This window comes from Staphylococcus sp. FW104-15G4D, from assembly GCF_058790135.1.
The window spans coordinates 1-21,074 of the sequence record NZ_JBYTCH010000006.1; the positions used below are offsets into that span (position 1 = coordinate 1).

The following is a 21,074-nucleotide window of genomic DNA, read 5'->3' on the forward strand; positions in this document are numbered from 1 at the left end:
CAGGATCAAACTCTCCATAAAAAATTATGATGTTTGATTAGCTCATAAATACTAAATAGTTTGTAACGTTTTGTTACGTTTATTGGAATTAACGTTGACATATTGTCATTCAGTTTTCAATGTTCATTTATTATAATGATAATTATAAATGGTGGAGACTAGCGGGATCGAACCGCTGACCTCCTGCGTGCAAAGCAGGCGCTCTCCCAGCTGAGCTAAGCCCCCATAAATTTAGAAAGAAGTCGGGAAGACAGGATTCGAACCTGCGACCCCTTGGTCCCAAACCAAGTGCTCTACCAAGCTGAGCTACTTCCCGTATGTAGTTAATAATCATAATAAAATGGCGCGCCCGATAGGAGTCGAACCCATAACCTCTTGATCCGTAGTCAAACGCTCTATCCAGTTGAGCTACGGGCGCTTTATTAAGATGGTGCCGAGGACCGGAATCGAACCGGTACGGTGATCTCTCACCGCAGGATTTTAAGTCCTGTGCGTCTGCCAGTTCCGCCACCCCGGCAAAATAATGGAGCGGAAGACGGGATTCGAACCCGCGACCCCCACCTTGGCAAGGTGGTGTTCTACCACTGAACTACTTCCGCATATAAATAAAATCGTAATGAGCCATAGAGGATTCGAACCTCTGACCCTCTGATTAAAAGTCAGATGCTCTACCAACTGAGCTAATGGCTCAAAAGATGGTGCCGGCCAGAGGACTTGAACCCCCAACCTACTGATTACAAGTCAGTTGCTCTACCAATTGAGCTAGGCCGGCTATCATGGTGGAGAATGACGGGTTCGAACCGCCGACCCTCTGCTTGTAAGGCAGATGCTCTCCCAGCTGAGCTAATTCTCCTATTTCAAATATTGCCTGGCAACGTCCTAATCTAGCGGGACGTAAGCCCGACTACCATCGGCGCTAAGGAGCTTAACTTCTGTGTTCGGCATGGGAACAGGTGTGACCTCCTTGCCATTGTCACCAGACAAAATTAACTTACTTTATATATGATACACACTTGTAAACGACTTTGCAACGGTCAATTTTACACTTTGTTAAAATTTCATTTACAATTTCATAACATGCGTCCTCGTTTTTGACGACTTTTATATGTTACTTCATTTAAATAAACAAGTCAACACTTTTATAGAACTTTTTTCAATCGTTTTTAATCTATATTTCTTAAATGCACCTGACTTATTTCACTCGTAATATTCTACCATAAGCTAAAGGCTAAATCTATGATAATATTTGCATTTTTAAAATCCATTTGTATATTTTATTGTGAAAAATCACTACTTTCCCCTAAAAAATGATAATAATATTTCTTAGTAATGGAAATTTTTTATATAGCACTCCTTACACACATTATAGATTTATCAAATTGATAGACTTTTCACCCTCAATAATAAAGCGTTTTAAATACAAAAAAAGCATCAACCACCATATAGATGATTGATGCAAATAGTACTAGACTAGAAAATTATTTCTGTCTCATATAAGGGAATAATAGTACATCTCTGATAGAAGGTGAATCTGTTAGTAACATTACCAAACGATCGATACCGATACCTAATCCACCTGTAGGAGGCATACCATATTCTAACGCCTCAATATAATCTTCATCCATCTCATGCGCTTCATCGTTACCTTGTTCTTTCTCGACAAGTTGTGCTTCGAAACGTTCACGTTGATCGATTGGGTCATTTAATTCAGTGAAAGCATTCGCATGTTCTCTTCCTACTATAAATAGTTCAAATCGATCAGTAAACCTAGGATCTTCTGGATTCTTTTTAGCTAATGGAGAGATTTCAATTGGATGGCCATAAATGAATGTAGGTTGAATTAACGTTTCCTCAACTTTTTGTTCGAAGAATTCATTTAAAATATGACCATATTTCATATTTTCAGTAATCTCAATACCATGTTCTTTAGCTAAGCTTACCGCTTCCTCATCAGTTTTAACATCATAGAAATTCACGCCAGTGGCTTCTTTAACTGCATCAACAATGTGAAGTCTTCTCCAAGAAGACTCTAAATCTATTTCTTCATCATTATAAGAAACTTTAGCTGAACCAAAGACCTCTTGAGCAATATGTCTAACCATGCTCTCAGTTAAATCCATAATATCATGATAATCAGCGTAGGCTTCATATAATTCTATCATTGTGAATTCTGGATTATGACGTGTAGATACGCCTTCATTACGGAATACACGGCCAATTTCGTATACTTTTTCAAGACCACCAACGATTAAGCGTTTTAGGTGTAATTCAATAGCTATACGCATATATAACGTAGCATCTAATGCGTTATGGTGGGTAACAAATGGACGTGCAGCCGCACCTCCAGCAATTTGATGCATCATAGGTGTTTCTACTTCTAAGAAACCTTGTTTATTTAAATAATTACGCATTTCTTGAATAATTTTACTGCGATTAATAAATGTACGTGTACTATCCTCGTTTGTTATTAAATCTAAATAACGTTGACGATATCTTTGTTCAATATCTTGTAGTCCATGGAACTTATCTGGTAAAGGACGTAATGATTTAGATAATAATGTAAATGACTTAGCCTTAACTGAGATTTCACCAGTATTAGTTTTAAACATAACACCTTCGATTCCAACAATGTCACCTAAGTCAGCAATTTTCCAAATATCAAATTGTTCTTCTCCAACTTGGTCTTTTCTTACGTAAATTTGAATTTGACCTTCTAAATCTTGGATATGTGCAAATCCTGCTTTACCTTTACCGCGTTTTGTCATTAAACGACCTGCAATTGCAACGTGACTTTCGTCCTCTGTTTCATGTAATTCTTCTTTTGAAAATTGATCCCATTGCTCTTTTAACTCGTTAGAAGTAGCACTACGATCAAAACGATGACCGAACGGATCTATTCCTAAATCTATTAATTCTTGTAGTTTTTGACGACGGACCTGCATTTGGTCATTCATTTCTTCTGACATAACTTTCTCTCCTTTAAGCTTATTGTTTAAATTATGGGTTGTTCCATGCGTTCTTGATAGAAATTTTGTTAGTCATATAAAATACTTATTCGGTTTTAGATTCATCTAAAGCTATATGAACTTTATCTTTAAAACCAATAAGATATCATCAATCTTGGTTTATCATTTCCACAACGCCAATCTTCTCACTTTTTAATTCTACAAGACGTTGTAAATGTAATAAAGCAATTTATGCTTTTATTTCAACTTCTCTAAAAATTAAATATTTGTTTTTATTGCTGCTCACTTATTATACTTTTTAACAGTATCGTCTGCGGTTACTAAATTGCCAATAGTTAGATGGGTACGAGGTTCTATTTGATTCGAAGCAATATCATTTAAAGGAATAAGCACAAACGAACGTTCATTCATCCTCGGATGTGGTACCGATAAATTATCTTCTTCGATAATTTGATCTTCATATAATAATATATCTACATCTAAAGTTCTTGGCCCCCAACGTTTAACTCTTACTCGATGGAGTTGTTGTTCTGTTTTTAAGCAACATGATAGTAAAGATTGAGGATCTAATGTTGTATCTATTTCAACACATAAATTTAAAAAGTTCGGTTGATTAGTGTATCCCACTGGTTCAGTTTCATAAATATCAGAGATTTGAGTCACTTTAATATTATCAAAACGATTTAAAATCCTTATAGCTTCTTTAAGTTGCGTTTCACGTTCTCCAATATTACTTCCTAAACCTAAAAACGCTTTAACCATTTAGCAATTCTCCCTCACTATTTCAATTCCTACACCATCATAATGTCCGGGAATGGGTGGACTTTCTTTAGTGATTTTAACTTTCGTTTCCATTACACGATTATAGTGTGAATTTATACGTTTTGCAATACGTTCAGCTAGATGTTCAATCAATCTAGATGGCTTACCTTCAACAATTGATTTAACTTCTTCAAACACTTCGCCATAATTTACAGTATCTGCAACATCATCTGATTGACCAGCATCTTTTAAGTCGACCTTCAACGTAACATCTACAATAAATATTTGACCAATTTCATTTTCTGATGGTAACACCCCATGATATCCATAAAAACGCATACCGTTAAGAAAGATTATGTCGTTCATGTTCATTCTCCTTTAAAAAATCCATACTATGAGCTAACCGCGCATTCAACTGAACGTTATGAACTCGAACAGCTTTAACACCTTTCATTATACCATAGGCAGTTGTTGCTCCTGTGGCCTCATCTCTCTCTAATGGCGTTGTATCTGTTCCAATCATTTCTTTAATAAACCTTTTACGGCTTGTTGCCAATAAAATGGGATATTCAGTTGCTACCAGTTCATCTAAACGAGCCATCACTTCATTTTCTTCATCGCGTGTTTTAGCAAAACCAATTCCTGGATCCAACCAAATTTTTTCTTGTGGGATACCTGCCATTTCAGCTTTATTAGCTTGAGCAAGAAGTGACGTAAGCATTTCATCTACGACGGGGTCTTCTCTTCGACCGTCCCCATTATGCATTAAAACGATTTCAGCACCATATTCAGCTACAACTTTAAAAATTTTGGGATCATACAAACCTGCCCATTGATCATTAATCATTGTAGCACCTAGTTTGAGACATGCTTCAGCAACCTCGCTTCGAAATGTATCAATTGAAAGTTGTATATCATATTGTACTAGTGCTTTAACAACTGGAATAACTCTTTCCATTTCTTCTTCCAAAGATACTTCTTCATAACCAGGTCGTGTCGACACGCCACCAATATCAATGATATCAACACCCTCATCAATCATTTCTTTTACTCGTTTAGTAGCTTTGTCTACTGAATTAAATTTACCTCCATCTGAGAAAGAATCAGGCGTGACGTTAAGTATGCCCATAATTTTTGTTTTAGTCATGTGTTTCACCTTTTCTATATTGAAATTCTTTTCAAAGTTATGTATAAAAACTTATTATTCTTGAAAATTCAAATCAAACTACTACACAATTTACTATTAATCATATCATTCATTATCATACATTTTGAGCACATTTTTTATTTAGAAAGATAAAACAGTGTTATAGAACAACAAAATTAACAATATAAAAAACGAAGATGTGGATCAAAGGAGACTTAAAAGCCAAAGTTTTATACACCTCGACTTTTAAAGTACCTTTACCAACATCTTCGTTTGCAAAGCTTACTATATATTCAAATATTAAATCTTAGTCATCAAATGAGTATAAAGGCGTAGATAGGTAACGCTCACCATTACTTGGTAAGACTGTTACAACTGTTTTACCTTTACCTAGTTCTTTTGCTTTTTGGATTGCTGCGTATATTGCAGCTCCAGAAGAAATACCTGCTAAGATACCTTCTTCTTTAGCAACACGACGTGCCATATCCATCGCAGTATCATTTCCAACTTTAATAATGCTATCGTAAATATCTGTATTTAATGTGTCAGGTACGAAACCAGCACCTAAACCTTGTAATTTATGTGGACCTGGTTCTCCACCACTTAATACTGGTGAAGCTTCTGGTTCAATCGCAACGATTTCAACATTAGGGTATTCTTTTCTTAAGACTTTACCAACACCAGATAAAGTACCACCAGTACCTACACCTGCTAAGAATGCATCAATTTGTTTACCTTCGAATTGATCTACAAGTTCAGGACCAGTTGTAAGTTCATGAATTTCAGGGTTTGCAAGGTTTTCGAATTGTTGTGGTTCGAAATAACCGTGTTCTTCTTTAAGCTCTTTAGCTTTTTTAATAGCACCTTTCATCGCTTCAGACCCTGGTGTTAATACAAGTTCTGCACCATAAGCTTTTAATAAGTTACGACGTTCTTGGCTCATTGTTTCAGGCATTGTGAAAACAGCATTGTAACCTTTAGCTGCACATACGAAAGCTAAACCAATTCCAGTGTTACCACTTGTTGGTTCTACAATAGTATCGCCAGGTTGAATTTTGCCCTCACGTTCAGCTTTTTCAATCATTGCTAGTGCAATACGGTCTTTTACTGAACCGCCCGGGTTTTGATATTCTAATTTTACATAAATATCTGCCGCATCTTCATCAACTACGTTTCTTAATTTAACTACAGGTGTGTTACCAATAATTTGTGTAACGTTATCTACGGGTTTTTGTGCCATTAAGAACACTCCTTTTTGTTATATAAATATTAAAACTTAGTTTTCCTATCGGATATAGATATATTCTATCAGAATTTTCTAAAAAGAGAAACAAAATTGTCTTGTTCTCAATAAAAAACTATATTCAACATATACATTAGAATTTTTCCCTGAAGAAATCAAATTAAACGTTAGGAGACAGTTGCACCAAATCGTACAATACGCGCCACCTTAATATATGTTTAAAAACGACACATTCATGAACAATCTTTACAGTTTAACTATCTCCTCGCCTAATTTTATTTAATTTTGAATACTTAATCATACTTATTCAATACAGAATTATTTCATCGCTGTTAACAAATCTTCTAATTCACTTTCAGTATATTGGTATTTATTTCCACAGAAATGACACACAGCTTCAGCTCCGTGATCCTCATCAATCATACTTTGTACTTCTGCTTCACCTAGACCTTTAATAGCGTTTAAGAATTTCTCATGACTACAGTTACATTCAAATTGTGCTGTTGTCGTATCTAAAATTTGAACGTTATCTTCTCCTAAAATCTCATTAAGAATACCTTCCGGAGTTAAACCTTGTTCGATTAATTTAGATACAGGTTCCATTTCATTAATAGCATTTTCTAATTTTGTAACAGTTTCATCTTTAGCACCAGGCATAACTTGTATAATAAATCCACCTGCAGCTTTAATTGAGTTATCAGGGTTCACTAATACACCTAAACCTACTGAAGATGGTGTTTGTTCACTTGTTGCATAGTAGTACGTAAAGTCATCTCCTAGTTCACCAGAAACAATTGGACTCGCCCCAGAGAAATAATCTTTCATACCTACATCTTTAACTACCTGGATTGAACCATTAGTACCTACTGCACGTCTAACATCTAATTTACCTTGTCCGTTTAAAGGGAAGTGCGTCTGTGGATGGTCTACATATGCACGTACATTACCTTTTGCATCGGCATCAGCTATGATTCTTCCAATTGGTCCTTGACCATCAACCGTTACAGTTAATTTTTGGTCTCCTTTTAACATTGCTCCCATCATTACCGTAGCAGTCATCGTACGTCCCATTGCTGCTGAAGCAGTTGGCCATGTATAGTGTCTTGTTTGGGCTTCTTGCACAGATTCAGTTGTAGTTGCAGCATAAGCTCTAATTTCACCGTCATAAGCCAATCCTCTTACGATATAATCATGTGTCATCAGTCATTCTCCTTTTAATTTTTTAATCTATTCTCATTCATTTTAATCATTTTAATTCGTTACTGAGTAGCTATTATACATATGTTGGTTAGTAATATGAAATGTGTTGCTCAATTTTGAAAAATGCACATCAATTCAATACACATTTAATAATATGAAAAGCAGACATTCGCAACTTATTGAAATAATAAACTCATAAACTGATATTAATATATTTCTACAATAAACTACGTATCACACTAAAAAAGTCTCTTCCTACTTCTTCAAAGAACGAGTAGAAAGAGACTTCATTTAACTTAATTAATGTCTATTATCTGGATTATTTGGATCATATGGTTTTTCGATGTTTGGTGACTGCTCATGACCAGTTACATCAGAATCAGAGTCTTGATCAGACTCTTGACCTTTATAATCGTGGTCTTCATTATGTTGTCGACGTCTTTCGTGCTCGATATCACGATTTTCTTTACGATCTTCTTTTTCTTTCTCGTCGCCTTCATCTAGCTGTTCTTTACGAATATCATCGTAAGATTTACCATATTTTCCGTCACTATAATCTGTGTCTTCATCTTTAACAACTTTAGCTGCATCATAATCTACTTCAGGTAATTCACCGTCATAGAACAATGCACGTATTTGTTCTGCAACTAACGTTTCTTCAGTAAGCAATGTCTTAGCGATAAGTTTAAGTTGTTCTTGATGTTCTAACAAGATTTGTTTACAACGTTCATATTGTTCTTTAACAATACGTTGCACTTCTTTATCAATTTCGTATGCAATTTGTCCAGAATAGTTAGGCTCTCCTTGCATATCTTTACCAAGGAATACTTGGCCACCACCGCTACTAGAGAATTGTAACGGTCCAAGTTTCTTACTCATACCATATTCAGTAACCATTGATCTTGCAATTTGAGTTGCACGTTCAAAGTCATTGGAAGCACCTGTCGATACTTCACCGAAGTTAATATCTTCAGAAACACGTCCACCAAGTAAACCACAAATTTTATCAAGTAACTCTGGCTCAGTCATTAAGAAACGATCTTGTTTAGGTAACATCATCGCGTAACCACCAGCTTGTCCACGAGGGACAATAGTTACTTTGTGCACGACCTCAGCTTCATCAAGAACCATACCAATAATAGTATGTCCTGCTTCGTGATGCGCAACGATATTACGTTCTTTTTCAGAAATAACTCGAGATTTCTTAGCTGGACCGGCTATAACTCGGTCAGTTGCCTCTTCTATATCACGCATATCGATTTTATTTTTACCTTCACGTGCAGCAATTAATGAAGCCTCGTTAAGTAAGTTTTCTAAATCCGCACCTGAAAAACCTGGCGTTCTTTGTGAAATGGCTTTTAAGTCTACTGTTTCATCAAGTGGTTTATTTTTAGAGTGTACATGAAGAATGGCTTCACGTCCTTTAACGTCCGGACGACCAACTTGAATTTGTCTGTCGAAACGACCTGGACGTAATAACGCTGGGTCCAAGATATCTGGACGGTTAGTTGCAGCAATCATGATAATACCTTCATTTTCACCGAAACCATCCATTTCAACTAATAATTGGTTAAGTGTTTGTTCACGTTCGTCATGACCGCCACCAACACCAGCACCACGTTGACGTCCTACTGCATCAATTTCGTCAATGAAAATAATACATGGTGCATTTTTCTTAGCATTTTCGAATAAATCACGAACACGGCTTGCACCGACACCGACAAACATCTCTACGAAGTCAGAACCACTAATAGAGAAGAATGGTGCGCCAGCTTCCCCTGCAACTGCACGTGCTAATAAAGTTTTACCGGTACCTGGAGGTCCTACAAGTAAAACACCTTTAGGAATTCGAGATCCCATTTGCTTAAATTTCTTATTATCTTTTAAGAAATCTACAATTTCGATTAATTCTTGTTTCTCTTCGTCAGCACCTGCAACATCTGAGAAACGAACGCGACGTTTGTTACTATCGTACATTTTTGCTTTGGATTTACCAAAGTTCATCATACGACCTCCGCCGCCACCACCTTGGGCTTGACTAAGGAAGAAAATAAATAATAATGCAATGATTAATACTGGAATCAGTGTTGATAAAATACTAACAAAGACACTTTGTTTTTCTTCTTCTTTAACTTTAAATTTTAGACCATCTTGTTTCTTAGCTGTATCAGTGATCTTTTGTAAGTCTTTTTCATTGTTATATAAAATTGTTGATGAATAGTCTTCATCATTTTTAGTTTTACCACTTACCATATAGACATTTTGTTCAGGTTGGATTTCTAATGATTTTAAGTCGCCTTTATCCAACTTATTAACAAATTGAGTGTATGTAAGCTGTTTTGGTGTTTTTCCGTTACCATTTAAGAACGAAAATAGACCAAATATAATAACGCCTATAATTGCGATAACTAGCACATTGCGAAAAGCTTTCTGCATGCGTCATTTCCTCCTACTTCCAATAATAAAACTAACAAAAATTGTAACACAATACTTCTTACACAGGCTAGTATTTCAACTTTCGTATTGATTGTTCAATTTTAGTCAATTTCAACTATATATTTCTTTAATTATGCTATCTAAATCATTCATTTATCGTCATGTTTATCGTTAGTTAATTTGATAAAAAAGCTTATCACATATAAATCGAGTCTTCACTACATTAACTCGTACGGATAGTTGTAACATACGCTTCATAAATAAGTCATATATTTAAATGAAATCTATTTAGAGTAAACCTCAGGTTTTAAAGTACCAATGTATGGTAGATTTCTATATAATTCCCCATAATCTAAACCATAACCTACAACAAATTCATCAGGAATTTTCTTACCAACATATTTTGCTTCAATGTCTGCTTTACGTCGATTAGGTTTATCTAATAAAGTCACAATTTCTAAAGAACTTACTTTACGAGATTGTAGCAATTCAGTAATTGATTTTAAAGTTGTTCCTGTTTCTAAAATATCTTCAATAATGAGTACATCTTTATTTTCTATAGAGGAACCTAAATCCTTTAAAATTTGAACTTCTCCTGTTGATTCTGTACCACCATGGTAGCTTGAAACATCCATAAAGTCGATTGATAAGTGTGTATCAATTCGTTTGATAAGGTCTGCCATAAACATAACTGAACCTTTAAGAATACCTACACACACTAGAGGACGGTCTTTATAGTCCTCAGTAATTTTCGCTCCTAATTCTTTACAAATGTTTTGAATGTCTTCTTCAGTTAACAAAACATTCTTTAAATCATTATGCATTATCATTCATCTCCATCATTTTTTAATCGTAATTAAATCTTTAAACTGCTCATGAACATATAATTCGCCTATTGCTACTATTTCATTTAAATAGGTTAGTACTATTGGCATTTGTTCCCGTTCAATTGCAGGAATTTTTTGATCTATGAATAAACGACTCACTTTTTTATGTCCATTTCTCCCGTTTAATTTGAACATATCTCCATTACGTCTCGCACGAACTTTAAGAGGGTAAGACGTCTGAGGTAAGTGTTCCTTAATACATATATCATAGTCGTTAAATTGATATAGTCCTGGCCGGTCTATCATAATATTTTGCTTTATATATATATTGTCTTCTAATTTAGCCATTATTATTAATGTATCATATGCAATTTGAATTATCCATTTATCTGTAATATCGATATGAAATTGAGATTTTTCATTTTGGATTTGTTGGAACCACTCGTCATACGTTTTTTGTGAAATAGTTGAATGGGTCACTATATCCTCTAATAATTGATCCATCACAGTTGTTTTAACATTAGGATTAAGTCGGTTAAATGCTTCCCTTGAAAATGTATACCCCGCGACGCTATCATTTTTAGAAACAAAGTGAGCGACAAAGTAACGCGCATGTTCTTTTAACAATTGTAGTTCATTGTCGTGCCACTCCTTTAACTTTAACAAGTGATGGGAATCAAGAAACGGATTGTTATCAATACTTGGGATAATCCGTTGTCGTATATCATTTCTAACATATTTCGTATCTTGATTAGAACTATCTTCAAAATATGGAACCTGATACTTTTCTTGGTAATTGATGATGTCTTTTTTGTAAATGTTCAGCAAAGGACGACACACAAGGTAATCTTCATAGTTCGAGATATCAGACATTCCTAATGAGCTTCTAGTTGAACGACCACTCAGCACCCTATAAAGAATCGTTTCAAGTTGGTCATCAAGATGATGCGCTGTAAGTAATACATCTGCATTTAAATCACGAATGACTTCTCCAAACCACTGATACCGCAATCGACGCGCTTCATTTTGAATACTATTTCCTTTATCAACTATTTTAGATAAGTCGAGATGTTTAACATATAATTTAATTTGATTTTTTTGACAATACTCGTTTAAAAATATTTCTTCTTCAACTGATTGCGCTCGTAATCCATGATTAACATGTACACAGGTCAATGTTTTATAGGTATCATGGTACTGGTTTAATAAACTATGTAATAATGTCATGCTATCAATGCCAGTTGAAACTGCGACAATGATATGTGCATCGTTGTTCCATCCTTGCGTATTTAACTTCATCGTCTCACCTCTCTTTTCTAAAAATAAAATAGGAGTAGGAGAGAATTCAAAAGTGTTATATTTGAATTCATCATCCCACCCCGTAAGAGTGCTACATGTTTAACCATCGATTATTTTCTATATCATTGCCATCGCACATTGTTCTTAATTCGACATCTCACAGAAGATGTAACATTGATGGTTGTTCAATCTATTTATATCTTAACGTCTTGAGCCTTTACCGCCACGACGAGACTCTGTTTGACGTTTAATAGAAGTTAATTTATCTTCACTGTCTTTTAAGAAGTTACTTAATTTCTTCTCAAAGTCTTCAGTTTTTTGAGCTGGTCTCCCATGATTAGATTTATTATTGTGGTGAGGTTTACGAGGACGATCTTTAGCTTTTTTAATCGATAGACTAATTTTACCGTCATCAGCAATTGATAATACTTTTACTTCAACTTCGTCACCAACTGATAAGTGGTCTTCGACATTCTCAACATAATTATCAGCCACTTCACTGATATGAACTAAACCACTTTTTCCTTCAGGTAATTCTACAAATGCACCAAATTTCTTGATACCTGTAACTTTACCTTTAAGTTTGTTTCCTACTTCGATTGACATATTCTAAATAAATCCTCCTGGTTAGATTCGATTTTATCCTTATTATATTCCTGTTCGCGTAATTTAACAATGCTATAATCAGATTATTTTATTGCTCTAATTATCGTCATCGTCGGATGATTTAGATTTAGAGGATTTATTATCACCTGGTAATCTAAAAATAACTTCGCCTTTATTACTTAAATAATAATCATCTCTAGCAACTTTTTCGATGTAATCTTTATCGTTAAGGTTGTTTAATTTTTCTTTTAATGCAATTTCCTCATCTTGTTGCTTTTGAAATTGTGCTTCTTTGTGTTTTCGTTCCACCGCATCTTGATCGTTACTATGTCTTTGAATGACAAGCAATACTAATAAAATCAGTATAATTGCCAAAAGTATACCGCCAAAAACGGTAATTCTTCTTCGAACAACACGCATCTTCATTTTTTGACGTTGCTTTTTCTTATTTTCTTGCGATGTATACTGATTACCTATATTCTCCACTTTTTTGCTCATTGCTTGTCACCTCCCTATACATCTCACGCTTCATCAATGCGTTCTTCTTTTATCAACTCATACATGCCTTTTGCATTTTCTTTTGTAGCATGTTCATTTAAACCTGTAACTTTAACAGTTACTAGTTTTTGTCCGAAGCGTATGACGAGTTCATCGTTTTCTTTAACGTCCGTCCCCGCCTTCGCTACGTTTCCGTTAACAGTAACACGACCTTGATCACTAATTTCTTTAGCTAACGTACGACGTTTAACGAGTCGTGATACTTTTAAATATTTATCTAATCTCATGATTGATTATTCTCCCCTTGTTGTAAAAAGTTTCTGAGAGCATCTTCGTCAAAGTGTTTATTTTTGGTTTCATCATACAACTTCAAGAAATGGTCTGCAAATACTTTCTCGAATTTGACGCGAGGTTTCTTTCCTTCTTTATCTTTCGCTGCTGACCAAATATCTTTTAAGTCGTCCATAGAGTCAGCTTGTGCCTCTCCAAATATATGTGGGTGTCGACGTATCATTTTAGCATTGAGGCTTTCAATCACTTCTTTAATATCCATATAGCCATCTTTTTTACCAATGCTTGTATGCAGTAATACTTGCAATAAGATGTCGCCAAGCTCTTCTATCATATGCCAATCATCTTCATTGTCAATAGCTTCAAACAACTCAAATGTTTCCTCTAATAAATATCGTTTAAGCGTTTCATGAGTTTGAACTTTATCCCAGGGACAACCTTTCTCGTCATCTACAAGAACATCTATAGTTTGTACGGCATAATCAAAGTCTTGATATAGTGCTTTCTCACCTTCTACTTTTGGCACAAAGATACTAGTAAGATTATTAAATTCATTTTCATGGTGATCAATTTCATAAAGTGGACATTCAATTACATGTGAACCTCCACTATGTGCACCAGTAACAATTTTCACTTCAAAATCATCTGGGTAACGTTCCATTAAAACTAACTTTAAGTCAGCAGCCACCATTGCACTGTAGACTTGAGTAATCAATGTATGTGTGCGTACATTAAGCATTGATTCTTGAATCGCAGTACCATCTAATAGCGTAAATCCATCATTAGGATCTAAATCAACCGCTTCAAAAATGTCGTCAATAAAGCTTTTACCACCTAAAATTTCCACCTGAATATCATTATGTGATTGACTATATTCTAATAGTTGGGCAGTAGTCGTTTCAGCTACACGAGGATGTCCTGGCACAGCATACACGATATCTTCAGTTTGTGCGTGTTGAATTAATTCATTCACTATCGTTTGATAGACCTCTTCAAAACTCGAGTTCTTTTCATATATATGATCGAAACTTTCGAATTGAAGCGTTTCTTTAAGCTCTTCTATGACAGGATGATCTAGCGTTCTCGCATAAATTTTGGTTTTATTTTCCAGAAAACGATATACCCCTAGTGGCAAATCATCGATATTATAATTACCTAAACCTACAACTGTAATCGTGTGAGTCATGAACGTCGTCCTTTCTTAAAATGATAGAGTTTATCTCCAAAAGGTAAATATTTGAGTTCTTTATAGCTTAATACATTAAACATTACAACATATATGAGTAAAACACCAACACCAATGAAGGCACTCATAACTAATTCAATAAGTCCCATTACACGTCCATGGGCAGGAATGATGAGCATGATGATTTGCACACTTATACTCATCACCACTAAACCGCCTATGAGTTTAATGATAAATAACGACATACGTCTAAAATGATAGTGTTTCAGTACTGCCACTTGTAGCACAGTTACAAATAAAATTAATGAAAGTACGGTACTTAAACTCGCACCAAAGATACTTAGCTGACTGATACACATAATATTCAAAATAGCTTTTGAGAGTATTCCAAGTACGATACCCACTAAAATAGGTCTAATGCGATTCAATACTTGTAATAATGCTATATTCATCATAATAAGTGAAACACAAACGACTGTAATCATGTAAATACTGAGTGTTCCCGTTAGACTATCGTTCTTAAAAAAGACACGATTCATGAGTGGCAAGAGATTAATTAAGCCAATTCCTGCTGCAGAACTTATCAATACCGTAATTTTAATTGAAGCATTCGCATATCGGTTCATCAGAACTTGATTGCGTTGATGAATAGCTTCAGTCAATAAAGGTATAAGTACGAAACTAAATGTTGTGGTAACAATTAACCCCATTTGAATAAAGGATGCCCCTCTATCATAAATACCTTTATATCGGATAGCTGTATCGAATGACAGACCACTCACTTGAAGCGTGTGTATAACAGTGAAGCTATCAACCACCTGCCATAAAATGACAATTAATTGGCTTAATGCATAGATGAGTATCGACATGAAGAGCTGACGCCAATCAACATGAGCGGTATTGTGCTTTAATTTTAAGGAAAATGGACGCGTCAGCACTAGATATAACATGGAACCTAAAAATCCAATAGAAGATGCTAAAATCGCGAGTGTACCAGCCTGATAAATAGACCAACTGTGTAAAGAAAATAAAACAATCGCTACGATGATTAAACTTACTCGAATCAATTGTTCTATTACCTGGGAAATAGCTGGAATATTCATAGCTTGTTTTGTCTGATAAAAACCGCGTAAGACACCTAGTATGCCAATAAGTATAAAACTAAAACTTGCCATTCTTAACATAGGTGTCAGTCTTGAATCGCCCATCCATAGCGCTAATGGATACGCACCAATGAATATGATTGTAAATATGGCCAAGCCAACATACTGTAATCTCAACATAACCTTCGAGTATGATGCAATTGGACTATGCACACCTAATACTTGAGTGACCGCACTAGGTATTGCGTTCATAGATAGAATCATTCCTAAAGCGACAATAGGATAAATTTGTTGATAAGCATACAGACCCTGATCGCCCAAAACATTTTGGTAAGGTACGCGATAAATAGCGCTTAAGATTTTAACAATGACAAGCGCTAGCGTCAGTATCACAACACCATTGAATGCCGTTTTAGGCTTAGGCTTATGCTTCATCTTCAATCGCCATACTTTCTTCAATACATTTAACTAAGAATTTCAAACTATCTAGCCATTGCTTAGATTTAGTTAAAGTAACGCGCATCGCATTTTCTTGTACGCCTACTTTCATCGCTCTACCTAGAGGTTGCGTCTGTTTAAACAATTCTTCACCATTAATATTTTCGGTAGCTTTATTAGAGAGTGAAATTTCAACTGTTTTACCTTTATCTTTAATTAAAGTAATACCAGCATGTAAAGCGTGTACTTTGATTTCAACGATGTCTAAGAGACGTTCTACTTCGACAGGATAATCATTAAATCTATCGATTAATTCATCTTTCACATCAAATAATTGATCTTCTGTCTCAACCTTACGCAGCTTTTTATATATTTCAATTTTAGCTTGTTCATTTTGAATATATTCAGCCGGTAAGTACGCATCAAGGTTAAGTTCAACTTCCACTTCTGGTGCATCTGGCGTCTCTTCTTTAATACCACGTTTCTCATTAACGGCTTCTTCAAGCATTTGTGAATATAGGTCGAAACCGACAGAATCAATAAAGCCGTGTTGTTGTTTACCAAGTAAGTTACCCGCGCCACGAATATTAAGATCTCGCATAGCAATTTTAAATCCTGAACCTAATTCAGTAAATTCTTTAATTGCTTGTAAACGTTCTTCAGCAGTTTCATTTAGAACTTTATTCGCCGGATGTAAGAAATAAGCATAACCTATACGACTCGAACGTCCTACACGACCTCTTAATTGATACAGCTGACTAAGACCAAACCGGTCCGCTTCTTCGATAATCAATGTATTCGCGTTAGGTACATCTACGCCTGTTTCTATAATCGTTGTGGTCACGAGGATATCGTATTCATGGTTAATAAAGCTAAGCATTGTTTCCTCTAAATCACGTTCTGTCATTTGTCCATGTGCAACAGCAATATTAGCTTCTGGCATTAACATTTGAAGCTGTTCACGTTTTTCATAAATTGATTGAACTTTGTTATAAAGATAGAATACTTGGCCGTCACGAGATAACTCACGTTCTAATACTTCTTTAATAAAATTCGTATTCTGCTCTAATACATAGGTTTGCACTGGGAAACGATTCTCAGGTGGTGTTTCAATTACGGATAAATCACGAACACCTAACATACTCATATACAACGTTCTTGGAATTGGGGTTGCAGTTAATGTAAGCACGTCAACGTTCTTCTTAAGTGTTTTAATACGCTCTTTATGGCGCACACCAAAGCGTTGTTCTTCATCGACTATGAGTAAGCCTAAATCCTTATATTGAATATCTTTACCAAGTAGTTTGTGTGTTCCTACTACAATATCAACGTAGCCAGATTTTAAGCCTTCTTTAGTTTCACGAACCTCTTTCGTCGTACGGAAACGACTGACAAGTTGAATTTCTACAGGATAATCTTGCATACGTTCAATTAACGTTTCATAGTGCTGTTGCGCCAAAATTGTGGTTGGTACTAGGAATGCGACTTGCTTCCCTTCCATAACCGCTTTAAATGCAGCACGTACAGCTACTTCAGTCTTACCATAACCTACGTCGCCACATAATAAGCGATCCATAGGTCTTTCACGTTCCATATCACCTTTTATTTCTTCGATTGATTTACCTTGGTCTGGCGTTAATTCATAAGGGAAATCATGCTCAAAGGCTGATTGTTCTGCGGTGTCTTCCCCGTATTGGTAACCCACAGACATCTCTCGCTCTTTATACAGATCAATCAGTTCATCAGCAATATCTTCAACGCTTTGTTGAACTTTAGCTTTCGTTTTTTTCCATTCTGTACCGCCTAATTTATTCAGTCTTGGCGATTTATCCTCTGAAGCAACATACTTCTGAACTTGATCCATTTGATCCACTGGTACGAATAATTGATCTGTTCCTTTGTATTGTAATTTAATATAATCTCGATGCGTATCGCCTACTTCAAGTGTTTCAACACCTAAATAACGACCCACACCATGATGCACGTGAACAATGTAGTCGCCAACATTCAAGTCTTGATAAGACTTGATCTTTTCAGCGTTGGATATCGTTTTAGTGCGTTTTCGCTGTTTCTTTTGCTTAGTCTTGAAAAGTTCTCTCTCCGTAATGACCACTAATTGCATGTATGGTAGTTCAAAGCCTTCTGACAAACTACCTTCCGTTACGATAGCTTGTCCGCTATCTACCTTTTCATGGATATGAGAAACAGTAGGGATGTGCATTTCATTCAACATAGACTGAATACGCTCTACTTTAGTTTCGGTCTCCACAAGCACCATGATGGTATAGTCATTATGAACATATCTTTGAAATTCAGAGCGCATGATATCGTATTGACCGTAAAATTGTTGAACAGGTTTACATGAGAATTTAATGATATGTTGTAATGGTACTTGCATTGAAGATGTAAATAACGTGAAGTATGCAACTGGTTTCTTCTCAAGTAAAGTTTCAAACCCATCATATTTCATGAAACTTTGACCGATGAATCCATTTCCACTCTCAATTAAATTACTAATAAAATCGTCAACTTCAGTAGTTAACGTTTCTTCCGTCTCTTTGACACGATTAAATTCATCTACAGCGATAACCGCATCATCTCTAAAGTAATCTATAATAGTAGAGGGTTGTTCATACATAAATGCGACTAAGCGACGTAATAATTGATGATCAAAGAAAGTAGACTCAAATAATTTAAAACTTTCATACGTCTCTTTTAAATCATTGCGTACAGATTTTTCAATTTTAGGACGTGTGTGTTCATATGCTTCTTTCAAATGTGTTTGTAGATGCTGAATAACCTCATCAGTGATGATATAGTCGCTTGCAGTAGTAATATCTACCTCATCTAAGTTCTCATTAGAACGTTGTGTTTCAACATCGAAATCTCTAATGGAGTCGACTTCTGTATCAAATAACTCTATTCTTACCGGCGATCCTATCAATGGATATATATCGATAATGCCCCCACGTAGTGAGAATTCACCAATATGAGATACTACACTTTCTCGACGATATCCCATATTAACTAGTTTGTTAAGAAACGCCTCGACATCAATGTCTTCGCCTACTTTCAATGTCATTTGATGATTTTTCCACATATCGACTGGAGTTAGCCATTTCTTAAAGCCATTTAAAGGCACGATAAATAACCCTCGTTGGCCTTGGGCTAACGCCGTCAATGTTCGTACACGTTCACTCATCAACTGAGGACTTTGTGTAGAAAACTCTTCAGTCATAATATCTTGAACGGGATATTTATAAACTTCTGAGCCATCAACATATTGTAATAAATCTGTTTCAATTTTATCTGCTTGATACAAATTGTTAGTTACAAGTAGCAATTGTTTCTGATCTTTTAAATATTTCTCAGCAATAATCGTTGCTTTAGCAGAAGGGGAGAGACCTGTAACTAATATATTCTCCTGTCCAAAAACGTCGTCTAATTCCTGAAAACGCTTATCTTCACTAATATAATCAGTAATTATTGATTTCAATTGACTTCACCATTATATTCATTCATTACATGATCAAATCTTGATGATTCTATGAAAGCTTCGACAGCTCTAGCAGCATGTTCAATCACTTTGTCCATAGTTACCATTTCTTCTTTAGAAAAGCGTTGTAATACGTAGTCAGGAACTGACATACCATTCGTTGGTCTCCCTACTCCAATTCGAATACGTTTAAATTGATCAGTACCAAGCATTTTAATTATAGATTTCATTCCATTGTGTCCACCCGCGCTCCCCTTTTGACGCAGACGCACTTGTCCCTGCTCTAAATCTAAATCATCATACAAAACGATTAAATCTTCAGGTTCAACATTATAATAATTCATTAACGGTGCTACCGCTTCGCCTGAAAGATTCATCATTGTCATTGGTTCTATAAATAATACTTTGTCCCCATTTAAACGCTCAATCGTGTAAGCACCTTTAAACTTTTGTTTATCAAGGGTAAATTGATTACGTTCTAATATATAATCGATAACTTCAAAACCAATATTATGTCTTGTAAGTTCGAAACGTTTACCTATGTTGCCGAGACCGACAATACACTTCATCTTATGTTACCTCCGTCATTATTCTTAATTTATCTATCAGCCGTATCAATTTGGACCGGTTTTATTTTTATTGAAAATGAAGGGACGAAATCATACACGTTATCGTCATATCATCCGTCCATATCTTCATATCACTTCAAATAATTAATCATTCCCTATAATAACACAAAAAGCACCATGCTTATTAGAATAAGCACAGTGCTTGTATGTCATTAATCATCTAAAGCCATCATATGAATGACAGTTAGAAAGCAAAAAGAAATTACTCTTCTTCTTTGTTTTCTTCTTCAGATTCTTTGTCGTCACCAACAACTTCAGGTTCTTCAGTAGCTGATTCACCTTCCATAGCTTCCACTTCTTCTTCAGAAGGTTCGTCTGTTGGAGGAACGACTGTTACAATTGAATCCTCTGGGTCATTTTCGATAGTGAAGTCACCAGTAATCTTAACATCAGCAACAGAGAAGCTGTCGTTGATTTGTAATTCAGAGATATCCACTTCGATTGATTCAGGGATATTTTCTGGAGTAGCTGAAACTTCTAAGTCGAATAATGGTTGTTCAACTACGCCACCTTCTTTAGCGCCTACAGCTTCACCAACTAAGTGAACTGGTACTTCTACAGTACGTTCTTCACTCATGTTGATTGCTAAGAAGTCGATATGAGTAATTTGGTTTTTTAATGGGTCAAATTGATAATCTGAAACCATTACTTTAATTGTTTTAGAACCTACGCCTAAATCAATAACACCATTACGTCCTACTTCACGGATTACTTTGATGAATTCAACTTCATCAACTTTAACTGAAGTATTTTTAGTACCGTAACCGTATACAACTGCAGGTACTTTACCTGAGTTTCTTAATTGTTTAAGGTCAGAACGAGTTTGTTTACCTTGACGGATGATTGACTTTAATGAAGCCATTCAAATTTCCACCTTTCAAATTTTGCAGTATTAACAATCTATCGACTGTTCTCATCTGCTCCTCACTTGCCCATCAACTCTATAG

General features: G+C 35.4%; 17 protein-coding genes, 8 tRNA genes and 1 rRNA gene. All 26 read right to left on the minus strand.

Going from position 1 to position 21,074, the window contains the following annotated elements; translation table 11 throughout:
- Positions 1-149 precede the first annotated feature (149 nt).
- Positions 150-225: transfer RNA gene (locus AC3WQX_RS11450), tRNA-Ala, on the minus strand.
- A gap of 17 nt (positions 226-242) precedes the next feature.
- Positions 243-316: transfer RNA gene (locus AC3WQX_RS11455), tRNA-Pro, on the minus strand.
- Between the two features lie 25 nt (positions 317-341).
- Positions 342-418, minus strand: a tRNA-Arg gene (locus AC3WQX_RS11460).
- A gap of 10 nt (positions 419-428) precedes the next feature.
- A tRNA-Leu gene (locus tag AC3WQX_RS11465) sits at positions 429-517 on the minus strand.
- Positions 518-524: 7 nt separating this feature from the next.
- Positions 525-599, minus strand: a tRNA-Gly gene (locus AC3WQX_RS11470).
- 18 nt (positions 600-617) lie between these two features.
- Positions 618-690 (minus strand) — tRNA-Lys (locus AC3WQX_RS11475).
- 6 nt (positions 691-696) lie between these two features.
- Positions 697-772 (minus strand) — tRNA-Thr (locus AC3WQX_RS11480).
- Positions 773-777: 5 nt separating this feature from the next.
- Positions 778-853: transfer RNA gene (locus AC3WQX_RS11485), tRNA-Val, on the minus strand.
- Positions 854-866: 13 nt separating this feature from the next.
- A 5S ribosomal RNA gene (gene rrf / locus AC3WQX_RS11490) occupies positions 867-981 on the minus strand.
- Positions 982-1,478: 497 nt separating this feature from the next.
- The gene (gene lysS, locus AC3WQX_RS11495; protein ID WP_492740257.1) at positions 1,479-2,966 is read right to left on the minus strand and encodes a lysine--tRNA ligase; all 1,488 of its coding nucleotides are present in this window, start codon (positions 2,964-2,966) and stop codon (positions 1,479-1,481) included.
- Positions 2,967-3,248: 282 nt separating this feature from the next.
- Positions 3,249-3,728: a 2-amino-4-hydroxy-6-hydroxymethyldihydropteridine diphosphokinase gene (gene folK, locus AC3WQX_RS11500; RefSeq protein ID WP_002436837.1), complete on the minus strand. Its 480-nt coding sequence runs from the start codon at positions 3,726-3,728 to the stop codon at positions 3,249-3,251.
- Positions 3,729-4,094, minus strand: a complete 366-nt coding sequence (folB, locus tag AC3WQX_RS11505; protein WP_002436772.1) for a dihydroneopterin aldolase — start codon at positions 4,092-4,094, stop codon at positions 3,729-3,731.
- Positions 4,072-4,875: a dihydropteroate synthase gene (gene folP, locus AC3WQX_RS11510; protein WP_023350803.1), complete on the minus strand. Its 804-nt coding sequence runs from the start codon at positions 4,873-4,875 to the stop codon at positions 4,072-4,074. Before folP ends, folB begins: the two co-directional genes overlap by 23 nt.
- Positions 4,876-5,182: 307 nt before the next feature.
- On the minus strand, positions 5,183-6,115 hold the full coding sequence (gene cysK / locus AC3WQX_RS11515; protein ID WP_002436801.1) for a cysteine synthase A: 933 nt from the start codon (positions 6,113-6,115) through the stop codon (positions 5,183-5,185).
- Positions 6,116-6,436: 321 nt separating this feature from the next.
- Positions 6,437-7,318, minus strand: coding sequence for an Hsp33 family molecular chaperone HslO (gene hslO / locus AC3WQX_RS11520; RefSeq protein WP_002436823.1), 882 nt, complete (start codon positions 7,316-7,318; stop codon positions 6,437-6,439).
- A gap of 300 nt (positions 7,319-7,618) precedes the next feature.
- Entirely contained in the window at positions 7,619-9,754 is a 2,136-nt protein-coding gene (gene ftsH / locus AC3WQX_RS11525; protein WP_023350804.1) for an ATP-dependent zinc metalloprotease FtsH, read from the minus strand.
- 284 nt (positions 9,755-10,038) lie between these two features.
- Positions 10,039-10,578, minus strand: coding sequence for a hypoxanthine phosphoribosyltransferase (hpt, locus tag AC3WQX_RS11530; protein WP_002436810.1), 540 nt, complete (start codon positions 10,576-10,578; stop codon positions 10,039-10,041).
- A 15-nt stretch (positions 10,579-10,593) separates the two neighbouring features.
- A complete protein-coding gene (tilS, locus tag AC3WQX_RS11535) occupies positions 10,594-11,880 on the minus strand; it encodes a tRNA lysidine(34) synthetase TilS (RefSeq protein ID WP_023350805.1) in 1,287 nt (428 codons plus the stop codon).
- A gap of 201 nt (positions 11,881-12,081) precedes the next feature.
- Entirely contained in the window at positions 12,082-12,486 is a 405-nt protein-coding gene (locus AC3WQX_RS11540) for a S1 domain-containing RNA-binding protein (protein WP_002436830.1), read from the minus strand.
- Positions 12,487-12,582: 96 nt separating this feature from the next.
- Positions 12,583-12,984, minus strand: coding sequence for a cell division protein DivIC (divIC, locus tag AC3WQX_RS11545; RefSeq protein WP_002436818.1), 402 nt, complete (start codon positions 12,982-12,984; stop codon positions 12,583-12,585).
- 23 nt (positions 12,985-13,007) lie between these two features.
- Positions 13,008-13,271, minus strand: a complete 264-nt coding sequence (locus tag AC3WQX_RS11550; RefSeq protein WP_002436795.1) for an RNA-binding S4 domain-containing protein — start codon at positions 13,269-13,271, stop codon at positions 13,008-13,010.
- Complete coding sequence (locus AC3WQX_RS11555) at positions 13,268-14,461, minus strand: MazG nucleotide pyrophosphohydrolase domain-containing protein (protein ID WP_023350806.1); 1,194 nt, start codon at positions 14,459-14,461, stop codon at positions 13,268-13,270. Before AC3WQX_RS11555 ends, AC3WQX_RS11550 begins: the two co-directional genes overlap by 4 nt.
- Complete coding sequence (locus AC3WQX_RS11560) at positions 14,458-15,999, minus strand: polysaccharide biosynthesis protein (RefSeq protein ID WP_023350807.1); 1,542 nt, start codon at positions 15,997-15,999, stop codon at positions 14,458-14,460. The genes AC3WQX_RS11555 and AC3WQX_RS11560 overlap by 4 nt, the downstream gene beginning before the upstream one ends.
- Positions 15,989-19,498: a transcription-repair coupling factor gene (gene mfd, locus AC3WQX_RS11565; RefSeq protein WP_049399304.1), complete on the minus strand. Its 3,510-nt coding sequence runs from the start codon at positions 19,496-19,498 to the stop codon at positions 15,989-15,991. The genes AC3WQX_RS11560 and mfd overlap by 11 nt, the downstream gene beginning before the upstream one ends.
- Positions 19,495-20,067, minus strand: coding sequence for an aminoacyl-tRNA hydrolase (pth, locus tag AC3WQX_RS11570; RefSeq protein ID WP_002452459.1), 573 nt, complete (start codon positions 20,065-20,067; stop codon positions 19,495-19,497). Before pth ends, mfd begins: the two co-directional genes overlap by 4 nt.
- Positions 20,068-20,329: 262 nt before the next feature.
- Positions 20,330-20,989 carry a 50S ribosomal protein L25/general stress protein Ctc gene (locus AC3WQX_RS11575; protein WP_002436828.1) on the minus strand — a complete coding sequence of 220 codons (660 nt, stop codon included), beginning with the start codon at positions 20,987-20,989 and terminating at the stop codon, positions 20,330-20,332.
- Positions 20,990-21,074: the final 85 nt, after the last annotated feature.